This window comes from Pseudomonas glycinae, assembly GCF_001594225.2.
Lineage (GTDB): Bacteria > Pseudomonadota > Gammaproteobacteria > Pseudomonadales > Pseudomonadaceae > Aquipseudomonas > Aquipseudomonas glycinae.
Genome location: NZ_CP014205.2, coordinates 2188828 through 2204123, shown reverse-complemented (window position 1 = coordinate 2204123; position 15296 = coordinate 2188828). Strand labels below are relative to the sequence as shown.

Annotated in this window: 14 protein-coding genes; 5 read left to right on the top strand and 9 right to left on the bottom strand. The window is 56.1% G+C overall.

Annotated features, from left to right (window positions below):
- Positions 1-27: 27 nt before the first annotated feature.
- Both AWU82_RS09805 and AWU82_RS09800 read right to left on the bottom strand, forming a co-directional pair.
- On the bottom strand, positions 28-1362 hold the full coding sequence (locus tag AWU82_RS09805; protein WP_064380459.1) for a saccharopine dehydrogenase C-terminal domain-containing protein: 1335 nt from the start codon (positions 1360-1362) through the stop codon (positions 28-30).
- A 379-nt stretch (positions 1363-1741) separates the two neighbouring features.
- A complete protein-coding gene (locus AWU82_RS09800) occupies positions 1742-2740 on the bottom strand; it encodes a bile acid:sodium symporter family protein (protein ID WP_064380462.1) in 999 nt (332 codons plus the stop codon).
- Between the two features lie 84 nt (positions 2741-2824).
- On the opposite strand from AWU82_RS09800, the gene AWU82_RS09795 reads away from it, so the two are divergent.
- A complete protein-coding gene (locus AWU82_RS09795) occupies positions 2825-3613 on the top strand; it encodes an AraC family transcriptional regulator (RefSeq protein WP_011334633.1) in 789 nt (262 codons plus the stop codon).
- 138 nt (positions 3614-3751) lie between these two features.
- On the top strand, positions 3752-5464 hold the full coding sequence (locus tag AWU82_RS09790) for an amidase (protein WP_064380464.1): 1713 nt from the start codon (positions 3752-3754) through the stop codon (positions 5462-5464).
- A 38-nt stretch (positions 5465-5502) separates the two neighbouring features.
- Here the strand turns inward: AWU82_RS09790 and AWU82_RS09785 are convergent, their stop codons facing one another.
- Positions 5503-6486 carry a Dyp-type peroxidase gene (locus AWU82_RS09785; protein ID WP_232253625.1) on the bottom strand — a complete coding sequence of 328 codons (984 nt, stop codon included), beginning with the start codon at positions 6484-6486 and terminating at the stop codon, positions 5503-5505.
- A gap of 159 nt (positions 6487-6645) precedes the next feature.
- Here AWU82_RS09785 and AWU82_RS09780 point away from each other — a divergent pair, with 159 nt between their 5' ends.
- Positions 6646-7623: a TerC family protein gene (locus AWU82_RS09780; protein ID WP_064380466.1), complete on the top strand. Its 978-nt coding sequence runs from the start codon at positions 6646-6648 to the stop codon at positions 7621-7623.
- Positions 7624-7665: 42 nt separating this feature from the next.
- Here AWU82_RS09780 and AWU82_RS09775 read toward each other — a convergent pair whose 3' ends face one another.
- On the bottom strand, positions 7666-8766 hold the full coding sequence (locus AWU82_RS09775) for a polyamine ABC transporter substrate-binding protein (protein ID WP_011334637.1): 1101 nt from the start codon (positions 8764-8766) through the stop codon (positions 7666-7668).
- A gap of 252 nt (positions 8767-9018) precedes the next feature.
- On the bottom strand, positions 9019-10425 hold the full coding sequence (locus AWU82_RS09770) for a purine-cytosine permease family protein (protein WP_064380468.1): 1407 nt from the start codon (positions 10423-10425) through the stop codon (positions 9019-9021).
- A gap of 325 nt (positions 10426-10750) precedes the next feature.
- Here AWU82_RS09770 and AWU82_RS09765 point away from each other — a divergent pair, with 325 nt between their 5' ends.
- Both AWU82_RS09765 and AWU82_RS09760 read left to right on the top strand, forming a co-directional pair.
- Entirely contained in the window at positions 10751-11236 is a 486-nt protein-coding gene (locus tag AWU82_RS09765) for a flavin reductase family protein (RefSeq protein ID WP_007950450.1), read from the top strand.
- A 67-nt stretch (positions 11237-11303) separates the two neighbouring features.
- The gene (locus tag AWU82_RS09760) at positions 11304-12347 is read left to right on the top strand and encodes an LLM class flavin-dependent oxidoreductase (RefSeq protein WP_007950451.1); all 1044 of its coding nucleotides are present in this window, start codon (positions 11304-11306) and stop codon (positions 12345-12347) included.
- Between the two features lie 102 nt (positions 12348-12449).
- On the opposite strand, the gene AWU82_RS09755 is transcribed toward AWU82_RS09760, so the two are convergent.
- The 4 genes from AWU82_RS09755 to AWU82_RS09740 form a co-directional block, all read right to left on the bottom strand.
- Complete coding sequence (locus AWU82_RS09755; RefSeq protein ID WP_139831640.1) at positions 12450-12758, bottom strand: hypothetical protein; 309 nt, start codon at positions 12756-12758, stop codon at positions 12450-12452.
- A 443-nt stretch (positions 12759-13201) separates the two neighbouring features.
- Positions 13202-13858, bottom strand: coding sequence for a hypothetical protein (locus AWU82_RS09750; protein WP_064384066.1), 657 nt, complete (start codon positions 13856-13858; stop codon positions 13202-13204).
- A 112-nt stretch (positions 13859-13970) separates the two neighbouring features.
- Positions 13971-14609: a hypothetical protein gene (locus AWU82_RS09745; RefSeq protein ID WP_064380470.1), complete on the bottom strand. Its 639-nt coding sequence runs from the start codon at positions 14607-14609 to the stop codon at positions 13971-13973.
- A 234-nt stretch (positions 14610-14843) separates the two neighbouring features.
- Complete coding sequence (locus AWU82_RS09740; protein WP_190241573.1) at positions 14844-15296, bottom strand: hypothetical protein; 453 nt, start codon at positions 15294-15296, stop codon at positions 14844-14846.

The window sequence follows — 15296 nt, the reverse complement described above, 5'->3', positions numbered from 1 at the left end:
ATTCATCCTTGATTTTTGAGGGTGTGATCACACCATAAAGCCCTTGAACGACAGGGAACCGGACTCTACCGGCCGCCAATCGACCTGCTGGAAAACGATGGGTTGCCAATACTGCTCGACGATGTCGTAGACGAACTCCCAATCCAGCCTTTCGCTTTCCAGCACCCCCGCTTTGGGGTGGGCCTGCGCCCATGCCATTCCCGCCACGATGCTCGACACCACTTGCAGGCTGGTGGCGCTGTTGTGTCTGGCCATTTTCCTTGCCTTGCCAATCGACAGGTTCGATCCCATCCACAGGGACTGGTATCTATCGCTGATCAGAAAGACGCCGAGTTCGTCGATACCGGAGGTGATGTTCCCTTTGAGCACTTCCTTGGAAAGAACATGCTCTTCATCACCACTGGCCAACAGAGCCATCGACTCGACGGCCTGATCACAGGGGTGGTAGGCGTAATAGACCGTCGGCCGGTAAATCGGGTTGGCAGCGTCGCCCAGGGTCAGATACTCGGCAATCGACAACGACTCGTTGTGGGTCAGCAAGTAGCCGGCAAAGTCCAGATAGTTCGGCGACCAGCTCTTGACCCTGATCTCGCGCCCCTGTTCTTTCATTGCCAGCGCATAGCGATTCAACGTTGCGCCTTCAGGCACGTGCGCCTCATGACTGCCCCAGCCCATTTCCGCAGGCTGCAGACATTCAGTGATCAAGCCATCCACGGACCAGGTGCACATGAAATGCCCTGATGATCGTTCGACATTGGCGAACTGCGTGTCGCGCTCGGATACCTGTATGACCCGAATACCCAGTTGTTGCGACAGCATTGCCCAGTCTTGAGGGTTCCCGCCTTCAAAAGCGATACCGTTCAAAGCGGCCATTTGCACCAGAGCCTTTTTCAAAAGCACTGAAATGAAACCGGGATTGGCGCCGTGCGCCACGATCGCCGTCGCACTTTCGGGTGGTCGACTGGCGGAAAACCCCTTGAGGCTTTCGCGCAACGAGAAGTTACTCGTGAGATTCGAATGCTGCTCTGCGCTGTACTCCCAGGGCTCTATGCAAGTGTCCAGATACAGGGCCTGGAAACTCTGAGCCAGCTCAATCAGGGCTTCACTCGAAACCGAAACCGCCAGATTCAACAGAAAAGCATGTTCACTCAAATAGTGCCCGAGCACTTCTTTGAAGTTACGCGGCGTTATCATCTTTCTAATAAGGCACGCCGAATACTCATCAGCAACCAGCTGCCGGTCAACGTCGACTTCCTTGTCAAAAATAACGAACTCAGCGTCATACCGTGCAACTAATAATGGCATCAAGGCCTGGGCAATACTGCCGAAACCGACAATGACTATCCTGTCTATCTTCTTCATACGTACATTCCCTGACGTAAGTCCGTTTCCAATGTTGGAAACACAGTCAACCGCTTGAATCGCCTTCAGGCGTCAAGATGTTTTTGGCTTTCTGGAAGATGAACAATCGGCTATCTAGCGATTATTCATGAAAATGAGGAGTCGGGAATTTCACTGTCCATAATATCCCTGCGCGGCTGGACTTCATGTCCAGGCTTGTAATGATTTCGAGGATTGGATCCTAAACACGCATGGGTGGGGTGACAACCCCTTGAAGGGAATTTTTTCAGCATATTTCAGGCTCTAAGCCGCGCATAAACCTCGACTCAAGATACAACTTGTTGATTATCTTGAAATAACTAACGAATTTGCGGCGTCCGTCCTGAACGCCGCAATACGACTATGGATCAACCTGTGCCATCAACTCGGTTACCGGCTCCGAACGCTTGGCATAGCGTTGCGCCAGCACCGCACAAACCATCAATTGAATCTGATGGAACAGCATCAGCGGCAGAATCAGTACGCCGATGGTGCTGCCAGCGAACAATACCTGCGCCATCGGCACACCGGTGGCCAGGCTTTTCTTCGAGCCGCAGAACAGGATGGTGATGCGATCCTCCAGACTGAAACCGAACGCCTTGCTCAGCAGCGTGGACGCCAACAGCACCAGTGCCAGCAGAATGCAGCAGACCACCACCAGCCCCAGCAGGTCGCTCACCGGAATCTGGTGCCAGATGCCCTCGTTCACGGCTTCGCTGAACGCGCCGTAAACCACCAGCAGAATCGAGCCCTGATCGACGAATCTCAGCCAGTTTTTATTGCGACCGACCCAGGCGCCGATCCAGCGACGGGCAATCTGACCTGCGATGAACGGCAGCAGCAATTGCACGCTGATTTTCACGATTGCGTCGAGGGTCGAACCGCCGTCACCGTGAACGTTCAGCAGCAGCGTCACCAGCAGCGGTGTCAGGAAAATCCCGAACAGACTGGACGCCGCCGCGCTGCAGATCGCCGCCGGAATATTGCCCCGCGCCAGCGAAGTGAAGGCAATCGCCGACTGCACCGTGGCCGGCAGCGCACACAGGTAAAGCATGCCCATGTACAGCTGATCGCCGATCAATGGCGACAGCAGTGGCTTGAGCGCCAGTCCCAGTAGCGGGAACAGGACAAAGGTCAGGCCGAACACCAGCAAATGCAGGCGCCAGTGACCGGCGCCGGCGATGATCGATTCCCGCGACAGCTTGGCGCCGTGCAGGAAAAACAGCAGTGCGATGGCAATGTTGGTCAGCCAGCCGAAGCCGACCGCGACCTGGCCGCTGGCGGGCAGGAAGCTGGCCAGCAGCACCACGCCGATCAGAGTCAGGGTGAAGTTGTCGGGCAAAAATCGTGGGCGCGTCATGGTTTGCTCATCCGGGGGTTGCCAGTACGTGGAAGCGACTCTAACGTGACTGGAAATTACCGACTAACGCCGAAGAACCCACAGATGCCGCCAAAAGGACACGACAAGAGCGTCAGACGCAGCATTCCCGGGCTGCCCAGCCTGCCGCGTCCACTGTACGGGCGCACCGAATCGCTGCCCAATCGTGCGCTCACCCGCCGCCACAGTCATCCGTGGGTGCAGTTGTCCTACGCGATCCAGGGCGTGCTCGAAGTGCAGACTGCCGTCGGTCGTTTCGTTGCCCCACCGGAGCGTGCGGTGTGGATTCCGGCGGGGGTGCCGCATCGGGTCTTCAGTTCACCGCACACGGAAATGCGCAGCCTGTACATCGATTGCAGTGTTGCCGACTGGGCGCCGGAGCGTTGTCATGTGCTCGGCGTCAGCGATCTTTTGCGTGAGCTGATTCGAGCGTTCAGTCAGATTCCTGTCGAATATGACCAGAGCGGCCCGCACGGGCGCCTGGCCCAGGTGATCCTCGATCAACTGGCCGATGCCCCGCCCATCGACCTGATGCTGCCATTGCCGCAGGACAGTCGCCTGCGCCAGATATACCAGAGTCTGGAGCAACATCCGGAACAGCAGACCACCCTGGCGCACTGGAGCGAAAAATTCGGCGTGACCGAGAAAACCCTGACTCGGCTGTTCCTGCGCGACACCGGCTTGACCTTCCGCACCTGGCGTCAGCGCCTGCGTCTGTTGGGTGCGCTGACGCCGCTGGAGCGTGGCGAACGCGTCACCGACGTGGCTTTGGCGTGTGGTTATGACTCGACGTCGGCCTTTATCGCGGCGTTTCGCCAACAGTTTGGTGAGACGCCGGGAGAGTTTTTCCGATGAAATTAACCGATATTTATCGACTTTGTGCATGCCAATGGGCCAATTTCAGGGTAGAGTTTCGCCCATCAAGAATCTTTGACATCTTTCGACGATAACAATGACCAACCACCCTTTAGCGAACCTGTCGGCGGTAACAGCATGATCGAAGTCACTGAAGTTTCCATTGCCCAATTGCGCGCGGCGCTCGAATCCGGCCAGACCACGGCGGTTGAACTGGTGCAGGCTTATCTGGCGCGCATCGACGCCTATGACGGTCCGGACACCGCCACGGCCCTGAATGCGGTGATCGTGCGCAACCCCGACGCGCTGAAAGAAGCGCAGGCCTCCGATGCCCGCCGTGCCAAAGGCGAAACCCTCGGTCCACTGGACGGCATCCCCTACACCGCCAAAGACAGCTATCTGGTCAAAGGCCTGACCGCCGCGTCCGGCAGCCCGGCCTTCGTTGATCTGGTGGCCCAGCGCGATGCGTTCACCATCGAGCGCCTGCGCGCGGGCGGCGCTATCTGCCTGGGCAAGACCAACATGCCGCCAATGGCCAATGGCGGGATGCAGCGCGGCGTCTATGGCCGGGCTGAAAGCCCGTATAACGCTGATTATCTGACTGCACCGTTTGCTTCCGGCTCGTCGAACGGTGCCGGCACCGCCACCGCTGCCAGTTTCTCGGCCTTCGGTCTGGCAGAAGAAACCTGGTCGAGCGGTCGCGGCCCGGCTTCGAACAATGGCCTGTGCGCCTACACGCCGTCGCGCGGGGTGATTTCGGTACGCGGTAACTGGCCGCTGACGCCGACCATGGACGTGGTAGTGCCGTACGCCCGCACCATGGCCGATCTGCTGGAAGTCCTCGACGTGGTGGTCGCCGAAGACACCGACACCCGTGGCGACCTGTGGCGCCTGCAACCGTGGGTGCCGATCCCGAGCGTCGCCTCGGTGCGCCCTGCTTCTTACCTTGAACTCGCTGTGAAAAGTGATGCACTGGCCGGCAAACGCCTGGGCGTGCCACGCATGTACATCAACGCCGACCCTGAGGCCGGCACCAGCGAAGCACCAGGCATCGGCGGCCCGACCGGGCAGCGCATCAACACTCGCGCGTCGGTGATCGATCTCTGGAAACAGGCACGTCAGGCCCTCGAAGCGGCCGGCGCCGAAGTGATCGAAGTGGATTTCCCGCTGGTCTCCAATTGCGAAGGCGATCGTCCGGGCGCGCCGACCGTGTTCAATCGCGACATCGTTTCCAAAGAGTTCATGCACCATGAGTTGTGGGACCTCTCGGCCTGGGCGTTCGATGATTTCCTGCGTGCCAACGGCGACCCGAAACTCAACCGTCTGGCGGACGTCGACGGGGCGAAAATCTTCCCCCACGACCCGGGCACCCTCCCCAACCGTGAAGGCGACCTCGCCGCCGGCATGGACGAATACGTACGCATGGCCGAACGCGGCATCACGCCGTGGGATCAGATCCCGACCCTGCCGGACGGCCTGCGCGGTCTGGAGAAGACTCGCAAGCTCGACCTCGAAGACTGGATGGATCGCCTCGGCCTCGACGCCGTGCTGTTCCCGACCAACGCCGACGTCGGCCCGGCCGACGCTGACGTCAACCCGGCTTCGGCGGATATCGCCTGGAGCAACGGCATCTGGGTCGCCAACGGCAACCTCGCAATCCGCCACCTCGGCGTGCCGACCGTCACCGTGCCGATGGGCGTGATGGCCGACATCGGCATGCCGGTGGGGCTGACGTTTGCCGGTCGCGCCTATGACGACTCGACGTTGCTGCGTCTGGCGGCGGCGTTTGAGGCGACCGGTTCCAGGCGTCTGGTGCCGCCACGCACGCCAGCGCTGGCGGCAGGCAAGTAAATGCAAAACGGCGGGATCGATTGATCCCGCCGTTTTTTTTATCGCTCTGCCAACTCTTCCAGCAAATCCGCCGAAGGCACGAAAAACAGACTGCCGGTGACCGCCGTGCTGAAGTCCAGCAACCGGTCGTAATTGCCCGGCGGCTTGCCGACAAACATGTTCTCCAGCATCTGCTCCAACGGCTCCGGCGAACGCGCGTAGCCGATGAAATAAGTGCCGAACTCACCTGCGCCGGGCCGGCCGAACGGCATGTTGTCGCGCAGGATTTTCACCTCTTCGCCGTCCTTGGTGATGGTGGTCAACGCACTGTGGGAATTGCTCGGTTTGACCGAATCGTCCAGCTCGATATCGGACAGTTTGGTGCGCCCGATCACCCGCTCCTGCGCCTCGACCGGCAACTCGTTCCACGCTTTCATGTTGTGCAGATACTTCTGCACCAGCACATAACTGCCACCACTGAACGGCTGATCTTCATCGCCCACGAGGGTGAAATGCTCGGCTTTGCGGCCGACCGGATTCTCCGTGCCGTCGACGAAACCGATGATGCTGCGCATGTCGAAATAGCGGAAACCCTGCACCTCGTCGGTCACCGTCACAGCGTCGTCCAGCGCCGACATCAACTGCGTCGCCAGTTCGAAACACAGGTCCATTTGATCGGCGCGAATGTGCAGCAGCAAGTCGCCCGGCGTGGAAACGGCGCGCCGCCCTTCCACGCCGAATTCGCGAAAGTCATGCAAGGACGCCGGTCGCGGACTGCCGAACAGACGATCCCAGGCGCTGGAAGAAAATCCGCAGACACAGGACAGGTTTCCCGAGGGAACGCGCTTGCCCACCGAGCGCGTCAGGCCGGCGATATCGGCGCACCAGCCGCGGACTTTTTCGGCGGCTTCGGCCTCGGCGTTTAGGGTCGCCACGATGAAGATGGCAGCGCTGGTGATCGGGCTGCAGACGGCTTGAGGATCTGGCGTGTCGATGATCGTAGCTCCCGGAGTGGTGGACTGACTCGACAGCGAGGTTAGCAAAGAAGTGCTGAATGAAGTATTACCCGCACTCTGCCCGTGTCGACCGACACTTCGTTATTCACGAACAATACCCACGAAATAAACGATTTTTCTTTGCCGGAAGGCTCCTACTAGCATGGCCCCGTCTACCCCGAAAAACATCAAGACAGGGAGAACGGCATGCACCCCACCAACATCGGCGAACCCTGGATGTGGGTCGCCTTCATCGTTTTTGTCCTCGCCATGCTGGCCGTCGACCTGTTCGTCCTCGGTGGGCGCAAGGCACATCGGGTTTCGGTACGGGAAGCCTCATCCTGGGTATTTGCCTGGTGCATGCTGGCGATGGCCTTCGCCGGATTGCTCTGGTGGTACCTCAACGGCGAATTCGGCCCCGAAATCGCCAAGGTCAAGACCCTGGAATTCCTAACCGGTTACCTGATCGAGCAGTCGCTGTCGATCGATAACATGTTCGTCTTCGTGATGATCTTCAGCTACTTCGCCGTGCCGCCGGAGTTGCAGCGCCGGGTGCTGCTGTATGGCGTGCTCGGGGCGATCGTGATGCGCGCGGCGATGATTTTTGCCGGGGTGTGGCTGGTGTCGCAGTTCACCTGGCTGCTGTATGTGTTCGGCGTGTTCCTGATCATCACCGGGATCAAGATGCTGGTGTTCGCCGAGCAGCAACCGGACCTCGATAACAACCCGCTCTTGCGCTGGGTGCGTAGGCATATGCGGATCACCAACGGCTTTCACGGCGAGCGTTTTTTTGTACTGCAGAACGGCGTGCGCTGGGCCACGCCGATGTTTCTGGTACTGGTGCTGATCGAGGCCAGCGACCTGATGTTTGCGGTCGACAGCATCCCGGCGATCTTCGCGGTAACGACCGATCCGTTCATCATTTTCACTTCGAACATTTTCGCGATCATGGGCCTGCGGGCGCTGTATTTTTTGCTGGCGGACATGGCCGACCGCTTTCATCTGCTCAAGTACGGACTGGCGCTAGTGTTGGTATTCATCGGCGGGAAGATGACGGTGATGCCGTGGTTTCACATGCCGGTGGAGTGGTCGCTGGCGATTGTCAGCGGGCTGATTCTGGCGTCGGTGGTGCTTAGCCTGATCCTGACAAAGGACAAGTCGGCCGAACAAAGTCAGGCGAAATAACGACCGGGGAAGCGAACGTGGTTCGCTCCCCCGGTTTTGGGCTTATTTATCCGACTTGATGCTGGTCCACACCCGGGTCCGCACCCGCTCCAGTTTCTGCGGCAACGGTTGCACCACATACAGCTTCTTCAGCGCTTCGCTGGTCGGCGTCAGGTTCGGGTTGCCGGTGATTTCCTTGTTGATCAGCGGCAGCGAATCCTTGTTGGCATTCGGGTAACCGAGGAAGTCGCTGATCGACGCGATGACTTTCGGATCGAGCAAGGTGTTGAGGAACTCGTGAGCCTCCTCAACGTTCTTCGCGCTCTTCGGAATAGCGAAGGTGTCGAACCAGATCGGCGCGCCCTCCTTCGGCAAGCGCCAGTCGACCACCACGCCGTTGCCCGCCTCTTTGGCCCGATTGCCGAACTGGTAGAAGCTGCCGGAGTAGCCGATGGCCACGCAGATGTCGCCGTTGGCGATGTCGGTCATGTATTTGGCCGAGTTGAAGTAGGTGACGTAAGGGCGAACCTTGAGCATCAGGTCCTTGGCTTTCTCATAGTCGGCAGGGTTCTGGCTGTTCGGGTCCAGGCCCAGGTAATGCAAGGCCAGCGGCAGGATTTCCGATGGCGAATCGAGCATCGCCACGCCGCAGGATTTCAGCTTTTCCATGTTCTCCGGTTTGAACACCAGGTCCCAACTGTCCACCGGTGCATTCTCGCCGAGCGCCGCCTTGACCTTGGCCGGGTTGAAGCCGATCAGCACCGTGCCGACCATGTAGGGCACGCCGTACTGGTTGCCGGGGTCGTTGGCGTCGAGCAACTTGAGCAGCGCCGGGTCCTGGTGACTCCAGTTCGGCAGCTTGGACTTGTCGAGTTTCTGGAACACGCCGGCCTTGATCTGGGTATCGAGGAACTGATTCGACGGCACCACCAGGTCATAGCCGGAGTTACCGGTCAGCAGTTTGGCTTCGAGAGATTCGTTGGTGTCGAAGGTGTCCCAGGTCACTTTGATGTTGCTTTTGGCGGCGAAGTCCTTGGGCACCGACGGCAGGATGTAATCCGCCCAGTTGTACACCCGCAGTTCGCGCTGTTCGGCCTGTACGGCGCTGGCCAGCAGCGTCAGCCCGAAAACAGTAGCGCCCAGAATGCGTTTCATCGTGACCATGTTGTGTTTCCCCGAATGCAGCGTGAGTCGATGGTTTTTATGTTCTGTACACGGCAGCGGCTGTCAGGTCAGCCAAGGGCAAGTAAGATGCAGCGTCTTGTTGTGGCTTCGATTCTTGCTGACAGCGTAGCCGCAGCACAGTAGCCGGTTGGCCAAAAGGGGATCGAAACGGCCAATTTGCGTGACCGCCGGGATGCGGAAACAACAATGCCCGACGATGTGCCGGGCATTGTTTGGACAGCCAGCGAACGGTCAGTCGGTAAAACCCAACCGCGTCGCCCTGCTCTGCTGCGCCTGCCCACGGGTCGCCAAGCAGTAATACAACGGGCATGTGACGATCAGGCCGACCAGCCACGACAGATCCGCACCTTCCACCAGATTGGCATACGGCCCGACATACAACGATGTGTTGGCGAACGGCAGCTGCACGATGATGCCGATGAAGTAGGCAATGATCGCGTGCAGGTTGAAGCGCCCATAAATGCCGCCATCAGCGCGGAAGATCGAGGCGATGTCATAGCTGCCACGCTTGATCAGGTAGAAGTCGATCAGGTTGATCGACGCCCACGGCACCAGCACCAGCAGCAACGCCAGAATCAGGCCGATGAACTCGGAAATGAAATCCGCCGACGCCCCCAGCGCCACCACGCAGCAGCCCGCCAGCACCACGCTCGACAAGATCACCCGCACCTTGATGCTTGGCGTCCACTGGCTGGCAAAGGTCTGGATCGAGGTGATGATCGACAGCACCGCACCATACAGATTCAGCGCGTTGTGGCTGATGATGTTGAGCAGGAACAGCACCATCAGAATCGGCCCCAGCCAACCGGTGGATTGCTTGACCGCCGCCATCGCTTCGGTGCCTTCCGGCGTAGCCAACACCGCCACCGCGCCGAAGGTGAACGACAGAATCGTGCCCAGCGTGGCGCCCAGATAAGTCGCGATAAATGGCTTGCCGATCCCGATGTCCGCCGGCAGGTAACGGGAATAGTCGGAGACATACGGTGAAAAGCTGATCTGCCAGATGATCCCCAGCGACACCGTCGCCAGCCATCCCGAAAGATTGAAACTGCCACGGGTGAAGAAGTCCGCTGGCAACTCATGGGCAAAGATGTAGATGAACCCGGCCAGCAGCGCGCTGCCCATCACCCAGGTGCCGATGCGGTTGAGCGTGTGGATGAAGTTGTAGCCAATCACGCCAATGGCCGTGGCGCTGAGGGCGCCGATCAGAATGCTCAACGGCGCCGGCACCGACGGCGCAATGCCGACGATGGATTTGCCGGCCAGCACGATGTTGGAAATGAAAAAGCCGATGTAGATGATCGCCGCAAAGAACACGATCAACAGCGCACCGTAACGCCCGAACTGACCCCGACTCTGGACCATCTGCGGAATGCCCATGCGCGGGCCTTGCGCCGACGCCAGGGCGATCACCACCCCGCCGATCATGTGCCCCAGCGCAATCGCCAGCAGCCCCCAGAACAAGTCGAGATGAAATACCTGAACCACCATGGCGCCGGTGACAATGGGCAGTGGCGCAATGTTGGTGCTGAACCAAAGGGTGAACAGGTCGCGGGCCTTCCCGTGGCGTTCCGCGAGTGGGACGTAGTCGACCGTGTGATTCTCGATCAACGGATCTTGCCGGGACATCTGGGACATAAAAATGAACTCGATTGGGTCTGTTCTTATCGTTGTATGAAGCCAAACCGGGGGAGATTCGTGGCCGCCCCTCAGATGAACACCATATTATGGTATTCCAACATTTTCACAAGACTGATCCGCTGTTTGCGGCGCTAACTGATCCGGCATCCTCTCCGATATCAAGACCTTACGGCTAGACGAAAGGCCCGTAACTGTTGAGTTTCCGACGAATACACCACGTTTATCGTTTCACCAAAAAAGCGCTTGCAATCGATGTATTACGGTATACCATCAGACCCATAAACACATAAAAACACGCTTCACCGCACTCGAGGATTGACCAATGATCGATGCTGCCGTCTACAAACAAGTCATGGGCTCGTTCCCGTCCGGCGTTACCGTCATCACCACGCTGGATGACGACGGCCAGATCGTCGGCCTGACCGCCAGCGCCTTCAGCTCGCTGTCGATGGATCCGGCGCTGGTGCTGTTCTGCCCCAACTACAGTTCCGATTCCTACCCCGTCCTGATCAAGAACAAACGCTTTGCCATTCACGTGTTGTCCGGCGGTCAGCAGAGCGAAGCCTATGCCTTCGCCCGCAAAGGCAAGGACAAGGCGCAAGGCATCGAGTGGACGCTGAGCGAACTGGGCAACCCGATCCTGGCCAACGCGACAGCTATCATCGAATGTGAGCTGTGGCGCGAATACGAAGGTGGCGACCACGCGATCATGGTCGGCGCGGTGAAAAACCTCATCGTCCCTCAGCAGGACGCCGGCCCGCTGGTGTATTGCCACGGCAAGATGGGCGCCCTGCCCGCCTTCGCCTGATCCGCACCATTGCACTTAAACAGGCCGGCAAGCGACCGGCCGACCACAAGAGATTCGAGGTAGCGTCATGAAATTTTCCCTGTTCGTACACATGGAACGCTGGGACGAAAGCGTCAGCCACCGTCAACTGTTCGAAGACCTGACCGAACTGACGTTGATGGCCGAGGCCGGTGGTTTCAGCACCGTGTGGATCGGCGAACACCACGCGATGGAATACACCATCTCGCCGAGCCCGATGCCGCTGCTGGCCTACCTCGCGGCCAAAACCACCACGATTCACCTGGGCGCCGGCACCATCATCGCGCCGTTCTGGCACCCGCTGCGGGTCGCCGGTGAATGCGCCCTGCTCGACGTGATCAGCAATGGCCGGATGGAAGTGGGCCTGGCGCGTGGCGCCTATCAGGTGGAATTCGACCGCATGGCCGGCGGCATGCCCGCCTCAAGCGGCGGTCAGGCGCTACGGGAAATGGTCCCGGTGGTCCGCGCCCTGTGGCAAGGCGACTATGCCCACAACGGCGAGATCTGGAAATTCCCCACCTCCACCAGCGTGCCGAAACCGATCCAGAAGCCCAACCCGCCGATGTGGATCGCCGCCCGCGATCCGGACTCGCACAACTTCGCCGTGGCCAACGGCTGCAACGTAATGGTCACGCCATTGATGAAGGGCGATGAAGAAGTCCTCGACCTGAAAAATAAGTTCCAGACTGCGCTGGACAACAACCCCGACGTGCCGCGCCCGCAACTGATGGTGCTGCGTCATACCCACGTGCACTCGGCGGATGATCCGGAAGGCTGGAAGGTCGGCGCGAAAGCCATCTCACGGTTCTATCGCACGTTCGATGCGTGGTTCGGCAACAAGGAAGTGCCGGTGAACGGCTTCCTCGCACCGAGCCCGGAAGAAAAGTTTGCCGGGCGTCCGGAGTTTGAACTGGAGAGCCTGCACAAGACGGCGATGATCGGCACACCCGAAGAGATCATTCCGCGGATCAAGTACTACCAGGAACTGGGGGTGGATGAGTTCAGCTTCTGGTGTGACAACAGCTTGCCGCATGCGGAGAAGAAGAAGTCGCTGGAGCTGTTTATCAAGCATGTGGTGCCGGCGTTCAGATAGACCTGCTACCCGGCATACGAAAACGCCCCGAGATGTTCGGGGCGTTTTCGTATGCGGTTCAGCTCAGGGATGGAGGCAACGATGACTCTGCCGGATCAGTCGCTAATACTGGTAATCCAGAAAGAAAAATACGGCGTATAGAAAGAAGGCAAAGGCCGCCAAAGCCGCACGCCACTCGGGATCTGCATCTCTTCCCAATCCACCTGGGGCAATTGAAATACTTGCACCGCAGAAGTAGCAATAGACACCCTGTGCAAACCACAGTTGAACCGCGAGCACAGTGAAAAAACGTCCCCAGCTGCCATTGAACTGAAAATAACCATTTATGAGTGCCGCCGCCAACAAGGCAACACCTACACCGTGGCGATATTTGGAAAGCGCTGCAACTACGGAATTTGGGGGTTTACACATCAACCGCTCCATTAGCAGGATCGTGCCTGGGGTCTCGTTCCCAATAATGATGAAGAAAAGAACCGCCCCTTTTCATCTTTCCTTTCAAACCCTATAACCCGCGGACCTCATCAGAGCAAGCACGGTCACATCAAATTGTTCGTCAGACATTCCTCTAATTGATCTGACGCTTTTCCAATGCCATATCGCAGGCAGAACCTTACTGTCCAAGCGATCAAATCTCGTCAGGAAAACATTAGCTAATTCATACTTATCCATACCGGGATCAGCCTCTAGCACCCTATTTAATACCGTGCTTGGCAGTTTTCCCTCCAAAATTTCCATTAAAAATTTTGCAGTTTCCGAGGGTGACATATGCATTCCCATCAAATGCTAAAAGCATGAAACAAAAGGTTTTCAAAACAAGGGGAGCATATTTATTAAATAGAATCCCCCCTCCCAAGCTAGACCGCCATCAGCTTTGACTCAGGGGGGGGGGGGCTAAAATCATCAATAGACATATTTTTACTTTTCAATAAAGACACGACAAACTCCGAATCGAAAGTCATAAAAAACTCCAGAGCATCATAAATTTTCCAACGATGCACCTCTGGATGATCAATTATCGACAAAAGATACTGCTTTAGTGGCGCCAAGTATTCTATATAGTTTTCACGCCTAACAAAGCGAAGCATTTCGGAAATCTCGAAAGGCCTCACTCCGGCCAACGCAACAATCTTCAAAAGAAGATCGCAAACCTGTACCCTTGCGACTTCTTTCCCTTCTTTATCAGCGACATTTGCAAAGTACATTGTCACCGCCATTAATATATGGCGATAGGTATCATCATAACCATGTAACCGGTGAACATATAGCCGTTCAAAAACTTCAGGTTTACTCATAAATTCTTCTAAGGCAACCAGGCCTTCACGAGCGCCCCAGCTCGTTAACAGCTTTGCAGCATAAAATCGTACTAATTCATCATTCGATTCACGAAGTAGCTCTTTCACAGAGTCGAGTCTATCCTGTGGAATATCCTCAACATCCAGATCTCCTGCTTCTGCGGCATAGTCTGCATTTTCTGGAATACCATTGAGCAATTCATAGATTCTCGGATCCATTATTAAACCTTCTGCTTTACAATTGCAGATGCATTCCGTAATGCATAAAAGCATTGATCAGTGTATTCCTTGCCCCCCTTTAACTTAGACCGCGTCGACTGCCGATCTTCATTCAACGTGCCACTGACGGTCTGAAATCTTCAACCGTCTTATTTTTTTCTTTCAGGAGAGACATAACAAACTTCGAATCCAGCTTCAACAAGCACTCAATAGCATCATAGATTTTCCAGCGATGAATATCTGGATGATCGATTATCAAGGAAAGGTGATTCCTTATATAATGCAAATATTCAAGATATTTTTCATTAACGACAAAATCAAAAATTTTCCCTATCTCAAAGGGTTTGCTATTCGACAATTCAATAATTTTCGTCAAGGGAGAAAAAACCTGCGCTCGCGCCAAGTCTGTATCTCCCCTATCAGCCACATTGGCAAAATATCTAGTCACAGCCATTAGTATCTGGCAATACGTATCGTCATATCCACGCAGCCGATGACTGTATGTACCTTCCAAACTCTCCGGGCTCTCCATACTTCTTTCAAGAGCAACCAGACCTTCATGAATTCCCCAACTGGTCAGTAGTTTCGCTGCAAAAAATCGCTCGTCATCACCGACTGTATCTAGAAGCAATTCCTTCACAGCTTCAATTCGGTTTAGTGGTATGTCTTCTGGATCAAGATCCCCTGCACTCACCGCATAATCTGCCTCCTCCGGAATACCGTTAAGCAACTCGTATACTTTTGGGTCCATCCCAATCACCTATTTATCGACGGGTTTAACATTACAAAAAGGGGATGAATTTATTAAATCAAATAAATCTGTCCCTTTTTACTTCTTTTTACTTCTCCAAAATTCCCATTAAAAATTTTGCAGTTTCCGAGAGTGACATATGCATTCCCATCAAATGCTAAAAGCATGAAACCGCAAAAAAGTGGACAGATTTATTAATCGAATAAACCTGTCCACTTTTCCTTTGGCTAATGACTAGTCTTCTTGCTTTTCCCGTTTGAGCTCAATATCCAACGGTAAAACCATGCTAAGAGCATGCATCGAGGATTGAAAAATACAATGCCTCACTTGATCTGGAAGATCCGACAACTTTAAAGGAGCGACCGGCTTAGCGATCAGCTTATATCCTCCATCATTAAAAACATCATAGCTAAAGACCCCTCTACCGGCCATTTCAGAAAAAGACTTCAAATAACGTTGGCGCTCTATATCGCTATTAAACCCTGGTAGATTTTTCTCAACAATTTCAACACCACAACCAGCAGATATTGAAAAAATATAATCATATATTTCTTCGTAGGCTGAAATTGATTGCCTTACAAAATCCGGAACAAAACCGCGCCCACCTGTCGCGAAATGCAATACCGTTCCGTCCAGGCTCGACGCAAACCAGTCCAGATCATGGAGCTCCAAAAATTCCTGATCCAT